15 protein-coding genes are annotated in these 16,393 nt (G+C 61.4%); 2 read left to right on the top strand and 13 right to left on the bottom strand.

Annotated features, from left to right (window positions below; all coding sequences use genetic code 11):
• Nucleotides 1-84 precede the first annotated feature (84 nt).
• A complete protein-coding gene (locus tag ACCD02_RS05630) occupies nucleotides 85-2,031 on the bottom strand; it encodes a methyl-accepting chemotaxis protein (RefSeq protein ID WP_413299253.1) in 1,947 nt (648 codons plus the stop codon).
• A 211-nt stretch (nucleotides 2,032-2,242) separates the two neighbouring features.
• On the opposite strand from ACCD02_RS05630, the gene ACCD02_RS05625 reads away from it, so the two are divergent.
• Nucleotides 2,243-3,280, top strand: a complete 1,038-nt coding sequence (locus ACCD02_RS05625; protein ID WP_413299251.1) for an LLM class flavin-dependent oxidoreductase — start codon at nucleotides 2,243-2,245, stop codon at nucleotides 3,278-3,280.
• A 141-nt stretch (nucleotides 3,281-3,421) separates the two neighbouring features.
• On the opposite strand, the gene ribBA is transcribed toward ACCD02_RS05625, so the two are convergent.
• Nucleotides 3,422-4,531 (bottom strand): bifunctional 3,4-dihydroxy-2-butanone-4-phosphate synthase/GTP cyclohydrolase II, encoded by a 1,110-nt coding sequence (gene ribBA, locus ACCD02_RS05620; protein ID WP_413299249.1) that lies wholly within the window; start codon nucleotides 4,529-4,531, stop codon nucleotides 3,422-3,424.
• Nucleotides 4,532-4,615: 84 nt separating this feature from the next.
• Between ribBA and ACCD02_RS05615 the strand changes: the two genes are divergently transcribed.
• Entirely contained in the window at nucleotides 4,616-4,909 is a 294-nt protein-coding gene (locus tag ACCD02_RS05615; protein ID WP_413299247.1) for a DUF1330 domain-containing protein, read from the top strand.
• On the opposite strand, the gene ACCD02_RS05610 is transcribed toward ACCD02_RS05615, so the two are convergent.
• From ACCD02_RS05610 to ACCD02_RS05560, 11 genes are all read right to left on the bottom strand, one after another.
• Nucleotides 4,906-5,469, bottom strand: a complete 564-nt coding sequence (locus ACCD02_RS05610; RefSeq protein ID WP_413299245.1) for an NUDIX hydrolase — start codon at nucleotides 5,467-5,469, stop codon at nucleotides 4,906-4,908. The genes ACCD02_RS05615 and ACCD02_RS05610 overlap by 4 nt on opposite strands.
• A gap of 4 nt (nucleotides 5,470-5,473) precedes the next feature.
• Nucleotides 5,474-6,229, bottom strand: a complete 756-nt coding sequence (locus ACCD02_RS05605) for a GntR family transcriptional regulator (RefSeq protein ID WP_413299243.1) — start codon at nucleotides 6,227-6,229, stop codon at nucleotides 5,474-5,476.
• 175 nt (nucleotides 6,230-6,404) lie between these two features.
• Nucleotides 6,405-6,890 carry a flavin reductase family protein gene (locus ACCD02_RS05600; protein ID WP_259105024.1) on the bottom strand — a complete coding sequence of 162 codons (486 nt, stop codon included), beginning with the start codon at nucleotides 6,888-6,890 and terminating at the stop codon, nucleotides 6,405-6,407.
• A gap of 64 nt (nucleotides 6,891-6,954) precedes the next feature.
• Nucleotides 6,955-8,436 (bottom strand): aldehyde dehydrogenase, encoded by a 1,482-nt coding sequence (locus ACCD02_RS05595; protein ID WP_413299241.1) that lies wholly within the window; start codon nucleotides 8,434-8,436, stop codon nucleotides 6,955-6,957.
• Nucleotides 8,433-9,266 carry an alpha/beta fold hydrolase gene (locus ACCD02_RS05590; RefSeq protein ID WP_413299239.1) on the bottom strand — a complete coding sequence of 278 codons (834 nt, stop codon included), beginning with the start codon at nucleotides 9,264-9,266 and terminating at the stop codon, nucleotides 8,433-8,435. Before ACCD02_RS05590 ends, ACCD02_RS05595 begins: the two co-directional genes overlap by 4 nt.
• Before the next feature lie 13 nt (nucleotides 9,267-9,279).
• Nucleotides 9,280-9,870, bottom strand: a complete 591-nt coding sequence (locus tag ACCD02_RS05585) for an amino acid synthesis family protein (protein WP_413299237.1) — start codon at nucleotides 9,868-9,870, stop codon at nucleotides 9,280-9,282.
• Between the two features lie 228 nt (nucleotides 9,871-10,098).
• A complete protein-coding gene (locus ACCD02_RS05580; protein WP_413299235.1) occupies nucleotides 10,099-10,293 on the bottom strand; it encodes a hypothetical protein in 195 nt (64 codons plus the stop codon).
• Between the two features lie 51 nt (nucleotides 10,294-10,344).
• Nucleotides 10,345-10,563: a DUF6434 domain-containing protein gene (locus ACCD02_RS05575; protein WP_413299233.1), complete on the bottom strand. Its 219-nt coding sequence runs from the start codon at nucleotides 10,561-10,563 to the stop codon at nucleotides 10,345-10,347.
• 137 nt (nucleotides 10,564-10,700) lie between these two features.
• A complete protein-coding gene (locus tag ACCD02_RS05570; RefSeq protein ID WP_413299231.1) occupies nucleotides 10,701-12,380 on the bottom strand; it encodes an APC family permease in 1,680 nt (559 codons plus the stop codon).
• A gap of 186 nt (nucleotides 12,381-12,566) precedes the next feature.
• Nucleotides 12,567-14,909: a DUF1989 domain-containing protein gene (locus ACCD02_RS05565; protein ID WP_413299229.1), complete on the bottom strand. Its 2,343-nt coding sequence runs from the start codon at nucleotides 14,907-14,909 to the stop codon at nucleotides 12,567-12,569.
• 4 nt (nucleotides 14,910-14,913) lie between these two features.
• On the bottom strand, nucleotides 14,914-16,275 hold the full coding sequence (locus ACCD02_RS05560; RefSeq protein ID WP_413299227.1) for an NAD(P)-binding domain-containing protein: 1,362 nt from the start codon (nucleotides 16,273-16,275) through the stop codon (nucleotides 14,914-14,916).
• Between the last annotated feature and the right edge of the window lie 118 nt (nucleotides 16,276-16,393).

Below are 16,393 nucleotides of genomic sequence, written 5' to 3'. Positions count from 1 at the left end.
CCGGCCTCTTCCCGGCTGAAGCCGGTCCACAAAGATAAAAAAGCCCGCCAATATTGCATAGGCGGGCTTTTTTTCGGGCGCGTATCAGGTGCGGAAACGCTTGACCAGGCTATCCAGTTCATTGGACAGCTCAGCCAGACTGCGCGAATCACCCCGTGCCGAGTCGGCCAGTTCGGCGACCAGTTGCGCGTCGCCGTGGATCTGGCTGATATGGCGGTTAATGTCTTCGGCCACCTGATGCTGTTCTTCGGCGGCGGTGGCGATCTGGGTGTTCATGTCGCGGATCACGTCCACCGATTCGCGGATCTGGCCGAAGCTGGTGCGGGCCAGGCCGATCTTGCTTACCGAGTCCTGAGACACTTCCAGGCTGGCGCGCATCTGTTGGGTCACCGAAGCGGTGCGCCGGGCCAGGTTACCCAGCAGGCCGTCGATTTCGGCGGTGGAGTCGGCGGTGCGCTTGGCCAAAGCCCGGACTTCGTCGGCGACCACGGCAAAACCACGGCCCTGTTCACCGGCGCGAGCGGCTTCAATCGCAGCGTTAAGGGCCAGCAGGTTGGTCTGCTCGGCGATGGAGCGAATGGTGCCCAGAATCGACTGGATGTCGTTGCTGTCCTGCTCCAGTTGCTGCATGGCCTGGGCTGACTGTTCGATTTCGCTGCTCAACTGATCGACGCTGGTAACCGCCGCATCGATCTGACGCTGGCCTTCCCGGGCCTGGCGCTGACCGCTGTCGGCCGAGTCGGCGGCCTGGCTGCAGGAGCGGGCGACTTCATTGGAGGTGGCGACCATTTCGTGGAAGGCGGTGGACACCATGTCCACGGCTTCGCGCTGACGACCCGCAGCCTCGGCCATGTCGTGGGAGACTCGGGTCGAGCGTGACGAGGTGTCGAGAATCCGGTTCGCTGCCAGACCGATATGCTGGATCAGACTGCGGATCGCAGTGAGGAACTGGTTAAACCAGTTGGCCAATTGCGCGGTTTCATCGCTGCCGCGCACGCTGAGGTTCTGGGTCAGGTCGCCTTCGCCCTGGGCGATGCCTTCCAGACCGCTGGCCACGCTGCGGATCGGCCGCACGATGACACTGGCGAAGCTGGCGCCGACGATAGCGAAGATCACGGCCAATACTGCAGCGATCACCGCAATCAGCCAGGTCAGGCGGGTGGCGCTGCTCATTACCTCGTCCTGCTTGATCAGGCCGATGAAGCTCCAGCCCAACTGGTCGGACGGGTAGACATTGGCCATGAAGCTTTCGCCATTGAGGGTCACACGTTGGAGACCGCTGCCGGCCTTGGCTAATTGCAAATAGCCATCGCCGAGGTCACCCAGCTTTTTGAAGTTATGGTCCGGCTGTTTGGGATCGACCAGCACGGTGCCCGTGTTCTCGATCAGCATCAGATAACCGCTGTCGCCCAGTTTGATCTGCTTGACCATGGTAGTCAGCTGCTTGAGGGATACGTCGATATTGACCACGCCACCGGTGGCGCCGAACTTGTTGGCCACGGCGCGGATGGTGCTGACCAGCACGGCATCGTCGCCGGCCCAGTAATAGGCGGCGCTGCGCACGGTCTTGCCAGGGTTATCCAGGGCGGTCTTGTACCAGGGGCGCACGCGCGGGTCGTAGTTGGCCATCTTCGGATCGCCCGGCCAGTAGGCATAGCTGCCGTTGGCCATGCCATAGGAGATATAGGAATAGGCCGGGTGGGTCTTGGCGATGCTGTCGAAGAACTCGAAGAACTGCTTGTCCTGCTCGTTCAGCGGGATGTCGGCAGCGTTGGCGCTGCTGTAGTTCTTCACATTGCCATCGGTGTTTTTCACCAGAGCATTGTTGGCGATGTAATCGACGTTCTGGCTGATGCCTTCGAAGAACAGCTGCATGGCATTAGCCACCTGGCGGATCTCCCGACCGCTGCTGTCGACGAAGGAATTCTCGGCCTCGCTGCGCAGGTTCAGGATGACGATCCCGGCGACCACGATAATGGGGAGACTGGCAATGATGGCAAAGGCCCACGTCAGTTTCTGTTTGATATTCATCGCTGCTCCAACTGCAAGTGACGCGCTCGGGGGACGTGCGCAAATCATCAAAGGCGTTTGCGCTATTGTTGTATTATGGTATACCAATGTTGGCAGGCCATCATGCTTCTTTGGCAGACCTGTCCTATATCGACAGGATCGATGGGCCACACAGAATTTTTAACCCTCTTGCTGGCTGTCGGCTGTTACCTACAAAGATTGAGGAAACGTCATGAAATTCTCGTTATTCATTCACATGGAGCGTTACGACGAAGGCCAGACCCATCGCGAGGTGTTCGATGATCTGGTCGAGCTGACACTGTTGGCTGAAGCTGGCGGTTTCAGCACCGTGTGGGTGGGCGAACACCACGCCATGGAATACACCATTTCACCGAGCCCCATGCCGATCCTGTCGTACCTGGCGGCCAGGACCAGCACTATCCGCCTGGGTGCCGGGACCATCATCGCGCCGTTCTGGCATCCGATCCGGGTCGCCGGGGAGTGCGCCTTGCTCGATGTGATCAGTAATGGCCGCATGGAAGTGGGCCTGGCCCGTGGCGCCTATCAGTTCGAATTCGACCGCATGGCCGGCGGCATGCCCGCTTCCAGTGGCGGTCAGGCGCTGCGTGAGATGGTCCCGGTGATCAAGAAGCTGTGGCAGGGCGACTATGCCCATCAGGGTGAACTGTGGAATTTCCCCACGTCGACCAGCGTACCCAAGCCGGTGCAGAAGGCCGGTCCGCCGATGTGGATCGCCGCCCGCGACCCGGACTCCCATAACTTTGCGGTGAAGAATGGCTGCAATGTCATGGTCACGCCGCTGATGAAGGGCGATGAAGAGGTGGTCGACCTGGTCAACAAGTTCGAGACTGCCCTGAGCAACAACCCCGAAGTGCCGCGCCCGCAACTGATGGTGCTGCGCCATACCTTCGTCCATGAGCCCGGCGGTGACTGGCAGAAGGGTGCCGAGGCGATTTCGCGCTTCTACCGCACCTTCGAAGGCTGGTTCTTCAACAAGCAGGTGCCGGTCAATGGCTTCGTCGAGCCGACGCCACTGGAAGCGGTCAAGGAGCGTCCGGAATACGCCCTGGATAACATCCACAAGAACGTGATGATCGGCACCCCGGAAGAGATCATTGCGCGGATTCGTGAGTACGAGCGCCTGGGTGTCGATGAATTCAGCTTCTGGAACGACAACAGCATGAGCCATGCCGAGAAGAAGGCATCGTTGCAGCTGTTTATCGACAAGGTGATTCCGGCGTTTGCATAGCCTGTGACAGGAATACTGTTTTGTGGGACCGGCTTCAGCCGGGAAGAGGCCGGTACATCCGATATAGGTTCAGTGCCTTAGATACCGTCTTCCCGGCTAAAGCCGGTCCCACAGATATTTGTGCGATCAACAGGGCATGCGCTAGCCTTCGAACGCAATGGTTTCCACCACTTCCAGGTCATAGCCCATCAGTCCCGCATACTTCAGCGGCGGGCCAAGGTGGCGCAGTTTGCCCAGTCCCAGATCCTGCAGAATTTGCGCCCCGGTGCCGACGTCGGAGTAGATCTTCGACTGCGAGCGGCTGAACTGGCGGCGCTCCTGAGTCAATTGCGGCACCCGCTCCAGCAGGGCCTGGGACGATTCGCTGTTGGCCAGCACCACGACTACGCCATGGCCCTCGGCGGCGACGCGCTCCAGGGCCGCCCACAAGCTCCAGTTCTTCGGCCCGGTGTATTCGGCGCCGACCAGATCACGCAGCGGGTCGATTACATGGACCCGAACCAGGGTCGGCACTTCGCGCTGCATCTGGCCCATGACCATGGCCATATGCACGCCACCATCAATACGATCCTCGAAGGTTATCAAACGGAAAGTGCCATGCACTGTCGGCAATTCGCGTTCGCCGATGCGCTTGACCGTATGCTCGGTGCTCAGGCGGTAGTGGATCAGGTCGGCGATGCTGCCGATCTTGATGCCATGCCGGGCTGCGAAGACTTCCAGCTCAGGGCGACGCGCCATGCTACCGTCGTCGTTCATCACTTCGACGATCACCGCCGCTGGCGAGAATCCGGCCAGGCGCGCCAGGTCGCAACCGGCTTCGGTATGCCCGGCACGATTGAGTACGCCGCCGTCCTTGGCCCGCAATGGGAATATGTGGCCTGGCTGCACCAGGTCGCTGGCCTTGGCATCAGCGGCTACGGCGGCCTGTACGGTGCGGGCACGGTCGGCGGCGGAGATGCCGGTGGTGACGCCTTCAGCGGCTTCGATGGAAACAGTAAAAGCCGTGGAAAACAGGCTGCCATTGCTCGGCACCATCTGTTCCAATCCCAGGCGCTGGCAGTGCTCGTCGGTCAGGGTCAGGCAAATCAGGCCTCGGGCTTCGTTGGCCATGAAACTGATGATGGCCGGGGTCACGGCTTCGGCGGCGATCAGCAGGTCGCCTTCGTTTTCCCGGTCCTCGTCGTCAACCAGGAGGACCATCTTGCCCTGGCGAAAGTCTTCGATGATTTCGGCGGTGGTATGAAAAGGCATCGTCGTCGGCTCTTGTTTGGTGGATGAAATAAACCCAATAATTATGGTATACCATAATACAAAATAACCAGAAGGAAAGCGTAGATGAAGGCGTACTGGATTGCTCATGTCGACGTCACTGACCTCGACCAATACGGCGGTTACATGGCCCTGGCTCCGGCGGCGTTTACCCTGTATGGCGGCCGCTATCTGGCGCGGGGTGGCCGTACCACATGGCTGGAGGGCGCCCCGACGCACCCGCGTAACGTAGTCATCGAATTCGACTCCTATGAGCAGGCGTTGGCCTGCTACCACTCGCCGGAATACCAGGCAGCAGCGGCCCATCGCCAGGGCGCGGCCGTGGCGCAGATCGTGATTGTCGAAGGGATGCCGCTCTAGCGGATGAAGTGCACGCGGCCTGTGTCGTCATTGCCCATGTACAGGCCATAGCTGCCCGACCGGCGTTCCTCGATATAACGCTCGAGGATCTGCCGGATCGCCGGGTAGTAGATCTGCTCCCAGGGAATGTCTTCGGGAGCGAAGAAGCGGCAATCGAGGGTTTCTTCGCCGTATTCACCGGTGATCTCAAGGGCCAGGGCGCGAAAGATGATGTACACCTCGCTGATCCGCGGCACGCTGAAGATCGAGTAGGGCGAGAGGATCTCGCCGCGTACGCCGCTTTCTTCCCAGGTTTCGCGCAAGGCCGCCTGTTCGGTCGTCTCGCCGTTTTCCATGAAGCCGGCGGGCAGGGTCCAGGTGCCGGGGCGCGGCGGGTTCGCGCGCTGGCAGAGCAGGTACTTGCCGTCCTGCTCGATGATGCAGCCGGCAATGATTTTCGGGTTCTGGTACTGGATATGCCCGCAGGCGCTGCAGGTCAGGCGGATATGGGTATCGCCGGGCGGCACCTGACGAATCAGGTCGTCGGCACCGCAGCAGGGACAGAAGCGCAGGTCGGGCATGGCGTCACCGGGCGATACGCGGCTCGGCGAGGACGATGGGGGTAGCCATCTCGCGCAACGGGCTGCCGTTTTCATCGTATTTGGCGCGCAGGTAATCCAGGGCCACCTTGGCCGCCGCGCGGACATGGTCCACCGACGCCTGATGCGCCGCCGCCGGGTCACCACTCTTGATGGCTTCGACGATGCGCTGCATTTCTTCGTTACTGCTGCTGCGGCGGTTGGTCTGTGAGACTGAAGTGGCGCGCAGATAGCTGATACGCGCCTGCAGCTGGCGCAACTGGGCGGCAGCGATCTGGTTGCCCGAGCCTTCGAACAGCACGTCGTAGAAACCCTGGACCGAGTCGAGTACCTGTTGCAGTTCGCCTTCTTCCAGAGTCTTGCGATTCACCTCAAGGGCTTTCTCCAGGGCGCGGATGTCCTTGGCCTTGGCGTTGAGGGTGAACAGTTGCACGATCAGGCCTTCCAGCACACAGCGCAGCTCATAGATATCGCGAGCGTCTTCCAGGGTAATAATGGCCACGCGCGGGCCCTTGGCATCGGCGAACTCCACCAGTCCTTCGGACTCCAGATGGCGCAGCGCTTCACGCACCGAGGTGCGGCTGACGCCGAGGCGGTCGCACAGGTCGCGCTCGACCAGGCGGTCGCCGGGCAGCAACTGGAAATTCATAATGGCACTGCGCAATTTTTCGAGGACGATTTCGCGCAGGGTGATGGGATTGCGGTTGACCTTGAAGCTGTCGTCCAGTGGCAGGCGTTTCATGTGTTTGACTCTGAAATAGGTTTGTCCGTGACCGGGCGCCGGGGGGCAGCCGATGACCTGAAAAAGCAATGCGCCGATCATAGGGGCTTGGCGCGCTTCGCAACACCAGTAATTGATCAGCTGTGCAGAATATTGACGCCAAATGACGTTCTTCAGGTCCGGACACGGCCTGTTTTCAGGCCATCGCCGCCAATGCACCCATCTTGCCCTTGCAGTAGACCATGGGCGTGACACTGTCGTCGGCGACGATCAGGTTCTTGATTTCACCCACCAGAATCGCATGGTCGCCGCCTTCGTATTCGCGCCACAGCTCGCACTCGATGATCGCCGTCGCCTTGCTCAGCAGTGGGTTGCCCAGTTCGCTCAGGGTCCAGTCGATGCCCTGGGCCTTGTCCTTTCCCTTGCGGGCGAAGGCATAGGCTTCGACCTGTTGCTCGGCACTGAGCAGATGGATGGCAAAGCGCTTGCTCGCACACAGCACCGGGTAGGAGTCCGATGCGTAGTTGGGGCACACCAGCACCAGCGGCGGGTCCAGGGACAGCGGGCTGAAGGCGCTGGCAGTGATGCCGACAATGGCGCCGTCGTCGTCGAGGGTGGTGACGATGGTCACGCCGGACGGGAACGAGCCCATGACTTTCTTATAGAGTGCTGCGTCGATCATGCTGGATTACCTCGTCGGGCCTGCAAATTGGGGTGAATACCATGCAATGGCGGTGCGCGTAGGCTCAGCGCATCACAAAGGGATCGGGCATCGGCGCGCTGGACAGGTTGATCCACACCGTTTTCAGCTCGGTGTAGGCGAGCACAGAGTCCAGCCCGCTCTCGCGGCCGTAGCCGCTGTTCTTGAAGCCGCCGATGGGCGCCATGGCGGAGACCGCGCGGTAGGTATTGACCCAGATGATCCCTGAGCGAACAGCCTTGGCCATGCGATGGGCACGACCCAGATCGCGGGTCCAGATCCCGGCGGCCAGGCCGAACTGCGAATCGTTGGCCATCGCCAGGGCGTCGGCTTCGTCCTTGAACGCAATGATCGCCGCCACCGGGCCGAAGACCTCTTCCTGCATGATCTTCATGCTGTTGCTGTCGCACTCGAACAGGGTCGGTTCGTAGAACCAGCCTTGCTCATCCAGTTGCGGGCGCTTGCCGCCCATGCGCAGGGTCGCGCCTTCAGCCAAAGCGTCGGCTACCAGGCCCTCGACCACGGCCAGTTGTTGCGCGGTGGCCATGGGGCCCATTTCACTGTCGTCGTGCTGCGGGTTGCCGATCTTGATGCGCTGGGCGCGGGCGATGAGGCGCTGGATGAACTCTTCGTAGATCTCTTCCTGCACCAACAGGCGCGAACCGGCCACGCAGCTTTGCCCGGAGGCGGCGTAGATCCCGGCGATGGCGCCATTGACCGCACTGTCCAGGTCGGCGTCAGCAAAGATGATATTCGGCGACTTGCCGCCCAATTCCAGGGACAGCTTGGCGAAGTTCTCGGCGCTGCTGCGCACCACATGCCGGGCCGTGGCCGCGCCGCCGGTAAAGGCGATCTTGCGCACCAGCGGGTGGCGGGTGAGTGCGGCTCCGGCACTGGGGCCGAAACCGGTCACCACGTTGATCACGCCGGGCGCAATGCCTGCCTCGTGGGCCAGGCGAGTCAGCTCCAGCACCGTGGCCGACGCATGTTCCGACGGCTTGAGCACGATGGTATTACCGGCGGCCAGGGCGGGCGCCAGCTTGATCGCGGTCAGGTACAGCGGGCTGTTCCAGGGAATGATCGCCGCCACTACGCCCAACGGTTCGTGGGTGGTGTAGGCAAACAGATCGGGCTTGTCCAAGGGCAGGGTCGCGCCTTCGAGCTTGTCGGCCAGGCCTGCGGTGTAATGGAAGAATTCCGGCAGATAACCAACCTGGCCACGGGTTTCGCGGATCAGCTTGCCATTATCGCGGCTTTCCAGCTGGGCCAGGCCTTCCTTGTTCTCGGCAATCAGGTCACCGAGTCGGCGCAGCAACTTGCCTCGTGCAGTGGCGGTCAAGCCACGCCAGGCCGGGCTTTCGAACGCTTTCTGCGCAGCCTGCACGGCCAGTTCGACGTCACGCTCATCGGCATCCGGCAGTTCGGCCCAGGCCTGGGCACGGGCCGGGTCGAGGCTCTCGAAGGTCTTGCCGGACACAGCGTCGAGCCATTGCCCATCGATGCACATATGAAAGCGTTCAAGGCTCATAAACGGTTTTCCTTCTGCGAAACGGGCGCCGCCAGGGCGCGGTCGAGAAATTCCAGCAGCATCCGGTTGACCAGACGCGGCGATTCCATCGGCATCATATGTCGTTGCTGCTCCAGCACCACGACTTCGGCACCGGGAATCTTCTGCGCCAGTTGCCGGGCCATTTGTGCTGTGGAGCCGGGGTCCAGTTCGCCGGTGGCGATCAGGGTCGGCACCTTGAGGCTGCCAAGATCCTCGGCGCGGTACATGTCCTGGGTGGCGAACAGCGAATAAGTGGTCAGGTAACCCTGAGGATCGTTATCGGCCAGGGTCTGGCGCAGGGCCTTGATCTGCGCCGGGTTGGCGCCTTGATATTCGAGGCTGAACCAACGTGCCAGGGCGGCCTCGGCATTGGCGTCCGGGCCATGTTCGGCGGCCTGGGCGGTGCGCTCGATGACCCCGGCGCGCTGTTGCTCGCTGCGGTTGAACACACTGTTGAGCACTACCAGCGCATCAAGGCGTTGCGGGAAGTGCAGGGCAAAGGCCCGGGCGATCAAGCCGCCCATGGAAAAGCCGATCACCGTGACCTTTTGCAATTGCAGATGATCAAGCAGCTCCAGCAACTGCTCGGCATAACCCTTGAGATCAACGTTGGCTGGCGGACGCGGGCTGGCACCATGGCCAAGCATGTCGTAGACGATGACCTGATACTGGTCCGCCAGGCCAACGACCTGGCCGCCCCACATTTCCTTGTTCAGGCCCACGCCGTGGATCAATACCACGGGCTGGCCCTGGCCTGAGACCTGATAACAGGTCCCGGCTTTGGTGAATTCAGCGCTGCCCCCGATCATGCTTGGCTCCCGTTCACTGCGCCTTTTCCGCGGCCAGTTCCTGCAAATCGCTGTAGCGATTGCCGATCCGTGGATGCACCCGGCCACCGTCGGCCGCGCCCAACACCACCACCAGCTCATCGGCGCGAGGGGCGTCCTCGATCTTCATTTCCAGGGTGATGTAGTGGGAGCGGAAGCCCTCGTCATCCTTGTGCATCATCGGCACCTGGATCGACGTACCCGGCGCACCGCGCTTGTTGGTGAAGCTCAGGTAGCTCTTGGCCTTGACCGCCTCGCGGTAGTGGTTGCCGAAACGCAGGGTATGGATCACCGCAGAAGCGTGCTCGATTTCGCCATCGGCTCCGACCACAGCGGCTTTACCGTAAGCCTCGATCTTGTCGGCACCGCCAATGGCCGCAGTCAACCTGGCGACGATCAGCGCGCCCAGCTCCGAGCAGTTGGCCATGATTTCCGGTTTCAGATCTTCGACAAAACCACGCCCGGCCCAAGGATTCTTGATCACCGCCGCCACACCAATCATGGTCACCGGCTTGTCCGCTGCCTTGCCGCCTTCGATCAGGGTCTCTTCGATATAGGTGACGATCTTGCGAATCTCGAAACTCATGTGTGCACTCCAGGAGCTGGTATTTGGTCTGTTGTATGATGGTATACCAGATTACGAGGCGTGCAAGTGTTTTGTTATGGGTGGTGGGGAGGGGAGTGGCAGAATATGGGGCAGGCACCGATTTGTGGGAGCCGGCTTGCTGGCGATGGCGTTGGGTCAGTCACCGCCATTCATTGCGAGTGCTGCGCACTCGATCGCCACCAAGGCGGCTCCTACAGTATTTCGATTTCAATCGAGGTGGTGTGGTGTGCTTGAGGCCAGCACCTGATTGATCAGCATCTTGATGCCAATACCTCCCGCGTCAACCTGCTCGCGAATGGCCTGGAGGATGGTGTTTCCCAGCAGGAGGGTGATGACAGTCATGCCTTTGGCAGGGATGACAGCACCGCGTTTACCTTGGGAAAAATCGTAGTGTTTCTTCATTGAAAAGCAGTGATCGAGTTTATTAGCTCGAACGCACATCAGTGGCGAAAATCATTTTGATTCGTCACCCTGGCGCCGCAGCCATTCGTCCACCACATCGCCCAGGGTCTTCGCCACGTCGTTGCGAATCCAGGTCATGAAGTCCCGGTCGAATTTGAAGGTCGCACCACAGTGTTCCACCATGAATCGGCGGACGTTCTGGGTATTCTTATAGGTGCTGCTGACGGGCGTACTACGTGTCAGCGGGTCGCTGTGCCAATTGAAACTCATGGGGGCAGACTCCGTTCGCAATGATCTGATTCATCCGTTCGCTCTTGCATCAATGTGCGTTTGCGGGATGCAGCATAACGTTGCTCCAAAAACGGCAGCAACGTCAGCGATGTTTTGCCCCTATGGTTACGGCGCGTTCAGGCGACCAGTCGATGGCAGAAATACACCACCAGCACCCCCGCCAGCAGTGTCACGTAAGGCAACATCCCCGCGCGTTTGCTGCCGCCATCGGCCTGCAGGTGCAGGTCGCTGAGCATCGCTGCCGGGAAGTGGCCTTTGTCCTGCACGTAGTGGCGATAGAGGAAGACCGGGATGATCAGCAGCGCCAGCAGCACGCCGGTGAACAGGGTGCCGGTGCCCCAGATATCCGCGCCCAGGCCCATGCAGGCGAGGTTGACGAAGCTCAGCAGGGCGCCCAGGGCCAGCAACACTTTGGGGGCTTTGTAGGGGCGGACCCAGTCCGGGCGGTCAAGGCGGTGGATCCAGCCGGCGTTGAGGTTGAGGAAGTTGAAGATGATGTAGCTGACGTTGGATGCCGCCAGGACGAAGACGTAGTCCGACATCAGCAACAGCAGCAGGTTGAACGACAGGTCGGTCCACATGGCGGCGGTCGGCGCGCCGTGTTCGTTGGTGCGACCCAGATACTTGGGCAGCCAGCCATCGACCGAGGCCTGATACAGGGTACGGGATGAACCGGACATCGAAGTCATGATCGCCAGCAGGGTCGCCAGTACCAGCATGATCAGGACGATATTGCCCACCACCTTGCCGCCGCCGATACTTGCTGCCATGGCCTGGCCAACGCCCATGCCGCTGTAGATCGCCGGGTCGAGCAGGCCGCTGTACACCGCAGGTGTAGTAATGACGCCACTGGCATCGACCACCGCCGGGGTAACCAGTTGGCCGAGGCCAAGACTGGCCTGGAAGGCCATGGGTACCAGGGTGAAGACCACGATGCACAACAGGCCGGCGAAGAAGATCGCTTTGAAGGTGTCGCGTTTCGGATCCTTGAATTCCCGGGTGTAGCACACGGCGGTTTCGAAGCCGTAGGTCGACCACGCAGCGATAAACAGCCCGCCCGCCATCAGCGACCAGCCGGAGATATCCCATTTGCCGTCGATCACGGCGCCTTGGGCGTCATGGGCCAGTGGCGCCAGCGGAAAAAAGTTGGCTTGTGTCGCATCGCCTGTCAGCAGCGGCACGACGCCCACCAATAGCAGCGGGATCAGCGAAGTGACGCCGAGGATCAGGGTCAGCCGCGCCGAACGCAGGATGCCGCCATGCTGTACGGCAAACACCCCGAGCAGGATCAGCACGCCGAGTACGAACGTGGCGTTGAGGCGCAGGGACAGGCCGCTCTTGATCCAGCCCAGGTCCAGCAAAGTGAGTTGCCAGGTGTTGATCACGGCATCAGCGGGGAATAACGCAGTCAGCACATAGCCCGCCGCCAGGCCGGAGCCGATGGATAGCACCGGCGACCAAGCCAGCCAGTTGCACCAGACCGACACCGGGGCGATCAGCTTGCTGTAGCGCACCCAGGCAATGGCGCCGTACACCGAAGCGCCGCCGGATTTGTGCGGGAACAGCCCGGCGATTTCAGCGTAGGTAAAGGCCTGGATAAAGCCGAACAGGATCGACACGATCCAGACGATCCACGCCGGTTTACCCACAGTGGCGGCAATGGCGCCGATGGAAAACAGCACCAGCGCAGGCACGCCGCTGGCCACCCAGAACGCACCCCGCCAATCAATCTTGCGATGCAGGCCCTCGGTTGCCGGGCTTGCTGGCGATACGCTGTCGAACGAAGTCGCTTCCATTTCGGTAGTCCCATGGTTGAGTGAGAGGTAGTGCGGTGTGACATGGGCAGGCTGAAAACAGCGTGTGGGAGCGAATCCATTCGCGAAGAGGCTGGTACATCCGGGCCATTTTCTTTGCCTGAAATACCGTTTTTGCGAATGAATTCGCTCCCACCAAACAAATCAATTCATATGGTTTTTGTTAGATCAGCTCCTGACGCGGCTCTTGTCCGGGTCATAGAAGATCGGTGCCGTGACCACCGCATCGATGCGTTTTTGCAGGCCGTCGATCTTGCCCACCTGGACCTGGGTGCCGATTTCGCTCTGGCTGGTATCGATCCGACACAGGGCGATGTTGCTGGCCAGCAGGGGTGAGCGGCAGGCGCTGGTGATCACGCCGATCTGGGCACGGCCCTGATAGACGCCATCGCCGTGATGGGCGCCTTCGTTGCCTTGCAGCTTGAGGCCCACCAGCTTGTGCTGCGGATGAGCGCTGCGGCGCAGCAGGGCGTCGCGGCCGATGAAGTCGTCGGTCTTGCTCTTGAGCGGCACGCTGAAGCCGATCCCGGCTTCGAAAGGGTCGGTCTGGTCGCTGAATTCGTAACCGGCAAAGATCAGCCCGGCTTCGATACGCAGCATGTCCAGGGCTTCCAGGCCCAAGGGGACGATGCCCAGCGGCTCGCCGAGCTGCCAGATGCGGTCCCAGACCTGCTCGGCATCACGGGGATGGCACCAGACCTCATAGCCCAGCTCACCGGTATAGCCGGTGCGGGATATCATCAGCGGGCAGCCGTCGTAGTCGCCCATACGACCGACCAGAAAACGGAACCAGCCGAGGGTGTCGACCCCCGGCTGGGTGGCCGGTGTCCACACCAGCTGCTTGAGCAGATCGCGGCTGAGCGGGCCTTGCACCGACAGGTTATGGATCTGCTCGCTGGCGGACTTGACCCAGACTTTCATGCCGAGCTTCTCGGCCTGCTCGCGCAGCCAGACCCCGGCGTAGTCCTCGCCGCAGATCCAGCGGAAATTGTCCTGGCCGAGCCTGAGCAGGGTGCCGTCGTCGAGCATGCCGCCGTGTTCGTGGCACATGGCCGAGTACACCACCTGGCCGATGGCCAGGCGTCGCACGTCACGGGTCAGGCAGTACTGCAACAGGGCTTCGGCGTCGGGGCCGATGATTTCGAATTTGCGCAGGGCGGTCAGGTCCATTACCGCGACCCGCTCGCGGCAGCCATAGTATTCGTCGATGGCGCCAAAACCGTCGTAGCGCAGCGGCAGCCACCAGTTGCGATAGTCGCTGAAGCTGCCGGTCAGGGCGCGGGTGCGGGAGTGGAAGCCCGACTCGCGGGTCAGGGTCGGATCGGCGTCGGCGGTAGGTCGGCTGGCCATGGCGATGGAGAAGCGCTCCTTGTCGGAATACACACGGATATGGATGTCGGTGGGGTTCCAGCCATTGGCCGGGTCGATATCGTCGGGGCACGAGCTGCTGGCGCAGACCAGATCAGTCATGGCCCGCAGCAACACGTAATCGCCGGGGCGCGACCAGGGCTCGTCGAGGGTCATCTGCTGATGGGCGTCGATGCCGGTATTGAAGAAGAAATTGATCGCTGGCCAGCCCGTGCGGGCCTGCACGCCATAGCTCTGCAAGACGGCGCTGATGTTGTCGCTGCAATTGTCATGGCCGAAATAGCCATGGCTTTCGTAGTAACGGGCAGCGCAGGCGAGGGCGAAGGAGTCGTGACGGCCAACGGTGTCCTGCACCACTTCGAGCATGGGTTGAAACTGGCGGTCGAAGAATTTGCTGAATAGCCCGGGTGCCGGGTAGGCGTTGCCGTTGAGAGTGCGGGTAACGGTCTGGTCCAGGTCGAGTTCCTGGCCCAGGTCCAATGCGCGCCGGTTCAAAGCGACGAAGTCCGAACACTGGCGCCCGGCCACATCGAGCACCTGAATGTACTGGCCCTTGCCCACGGTGTAGCTATGGGCGGTGCCGGCGCGAATGGTGAACTCGTCGATGGGCTCGGCCAATGGCTCCGGCAGATTGGGCAGCAGCAGGGCCGATGGGTTGGCCCGCTGTACCACCACCCGCAATTCGCTGGCGGTGGCCTGGCGGTCGACTGTTGCCGGGGTGTCTGGTGCGGCGATCAGCACCAGCAGTGGCGCCGATGCGACGAAACGACGGCTGAAACCGGCGGGAGAGTCGGCATCCCACAGCGATGCCGCGCCCTTGGCTTGGGCAAAGTCGATGCCGCGTTTATTCAGCGCCTGCTGGATGCGCCGGGCCTGCTGGCCGGGGCGCGACAGGTAGTGCGCAATAAAGCGGCAGCCACCGTCCACTGTCAGGCCGAGCAGCGCCAGGGCGTCCCGGCCCTGGGTGTCGAAGGCCATCAGCTCGCAGGGTTGCAGGCCTTCGAGGTCGATGATGTGCAGACTGTCGCCGCTGTCCAGGTTGATCAGGGTGAGGCCGCCACCGGCGACCCGGTACCGCTCCTGGGCCGGGGTACGGGCGAACAGCCCCGGTTCCCAGGGCCGGGAAATGCTCGGTGCGTTCATGGCCTCAGGCCCGCCGCTGGCTGGCGGGGTCGCCGAGATAGGCGGCCATGGAGTCGTCCAGAGCTTCAAGCCACGGCGTATGGTGCGGCGGCGACTGGGTGCCGGTCATCAGCGAGCGATAGGACTTGTCGCGGTAGCCCATGATGTTTTCCGCCTTGTCGTGCTTCCAGTGCAGGAAAGTGTCATTGACGGCGGCAATGTCGAAGCTGGGATAGTCCGTGGCGTCCACCAGTTGCTGGATATAGGCGCCCTGGTACTCGAACATCTGCTGGTTGGTTTCCAGGGTCTGCTCGCGCTCATGCCATTGCTGACTGTCGGCGACCATGGCGGCGTGGTCGGGCAGGGCGATACGGCCAAGGATCACGTCCCGTGCATACCAGGCCTGGGCGTCGAACATATTGAAGGAGTACCACTGGTCCTGCATGCCGAGGTAAATCAGCTGCGGGTTGGCTTCCCAGAAGATGCCTTTGTAGAGGTTCATCGGCCACAAACGGTTATCGGTTTCAAGACGCAGCTCGTCAGGCAGGAACGGGAAGTGGTGCTGGTAGCCGGTGCACAGGATCACGGCGTCGATGTGTTTGTGGCTGCCATCGACAAAATAGGCGCGGTTCTTTTCCAGGCGTTGCAGCAGCGGTTTCTCTTCCCAGTTCTGCGGCCAGCTGTAGCCCATGGGCGCGGTGCGGTAGCAACTGGTGATGCTGCGGGCGCCGTATTTGTAGCATTGCGAGCCGATGTCTTCGGCCGAGTAGCTGCTGCCGATCAACAGCAGGTCCTTGCCCTTGAATTCCAGGGCGTCGCGGAAGTCATGGGCATGCAGGATGCGCCCGCCGAAATGCTCGAAACCCTTGAAGTACGGCATGTTTGGCGTGGAGAAATGGCCGCAGGCATTGATTACGTAATCGTAGGTTTCACAAGTGTCGACGCCGCTGTCGTAGTCATGGGCGACCACGCTGAATTGGCGGCTGTGTGCATCGAAACTGACCCGGCGCACGGCATTGTTGAAGCGGATGTAATCACGAACCCCGGCTTTCTCGACGCGACCCTTGATGTAGTCCCAGAGCACTTCCCGTGGTGGATAAGAGGCGATGGGCCGACCGAAATGCTCCTCGAAGGTGTAGTCGGCGAATTCCAGGCATTCCTTCGGGCCGTTGGACCACAGGTAGCGGTACATGCTGCCGTGGACCGGTTCACCGTTTTCGTCCAGACCTGTGCGCCAGGTGTAGTTCCACATGCCACCCCAGTCTTTTTGTTTTTCATAGCAGACCAGTTCCGGGATATCCGCGCCTTTGTCCCGCGCCGACTGGAAGGCGCGCAGTTGCGCCATGCCACAGGGGCCGGCGCCGATGATTGCTACACGTAGGGTCATGGGATGTGCCTCTCTGAATTTAAAGATGTTCCCTGCAGGAGCTGGCGAAGGCTGCGAAGGCGGTGTGTCAGCTGTATCCATTCGCGGCCTTCGGCAGCTCCTGCATGATTGGTGTCCG

Source organism: Pseudomonas sp. Pseusp88 (assembly GCF_047303955.1).
Classification (GTDB): domain Bacteria; phylum Pseudomonadota; class Gammaproteobacteria; order Pseudomonadales; family Pseudomonadaceae; genus Aquipseudomonas.
The sequence above is the reverse complement of the archived record's forward strand: the minus strand, read 5'-3'. Positions and strand labels throughout refer to the sequence as shown.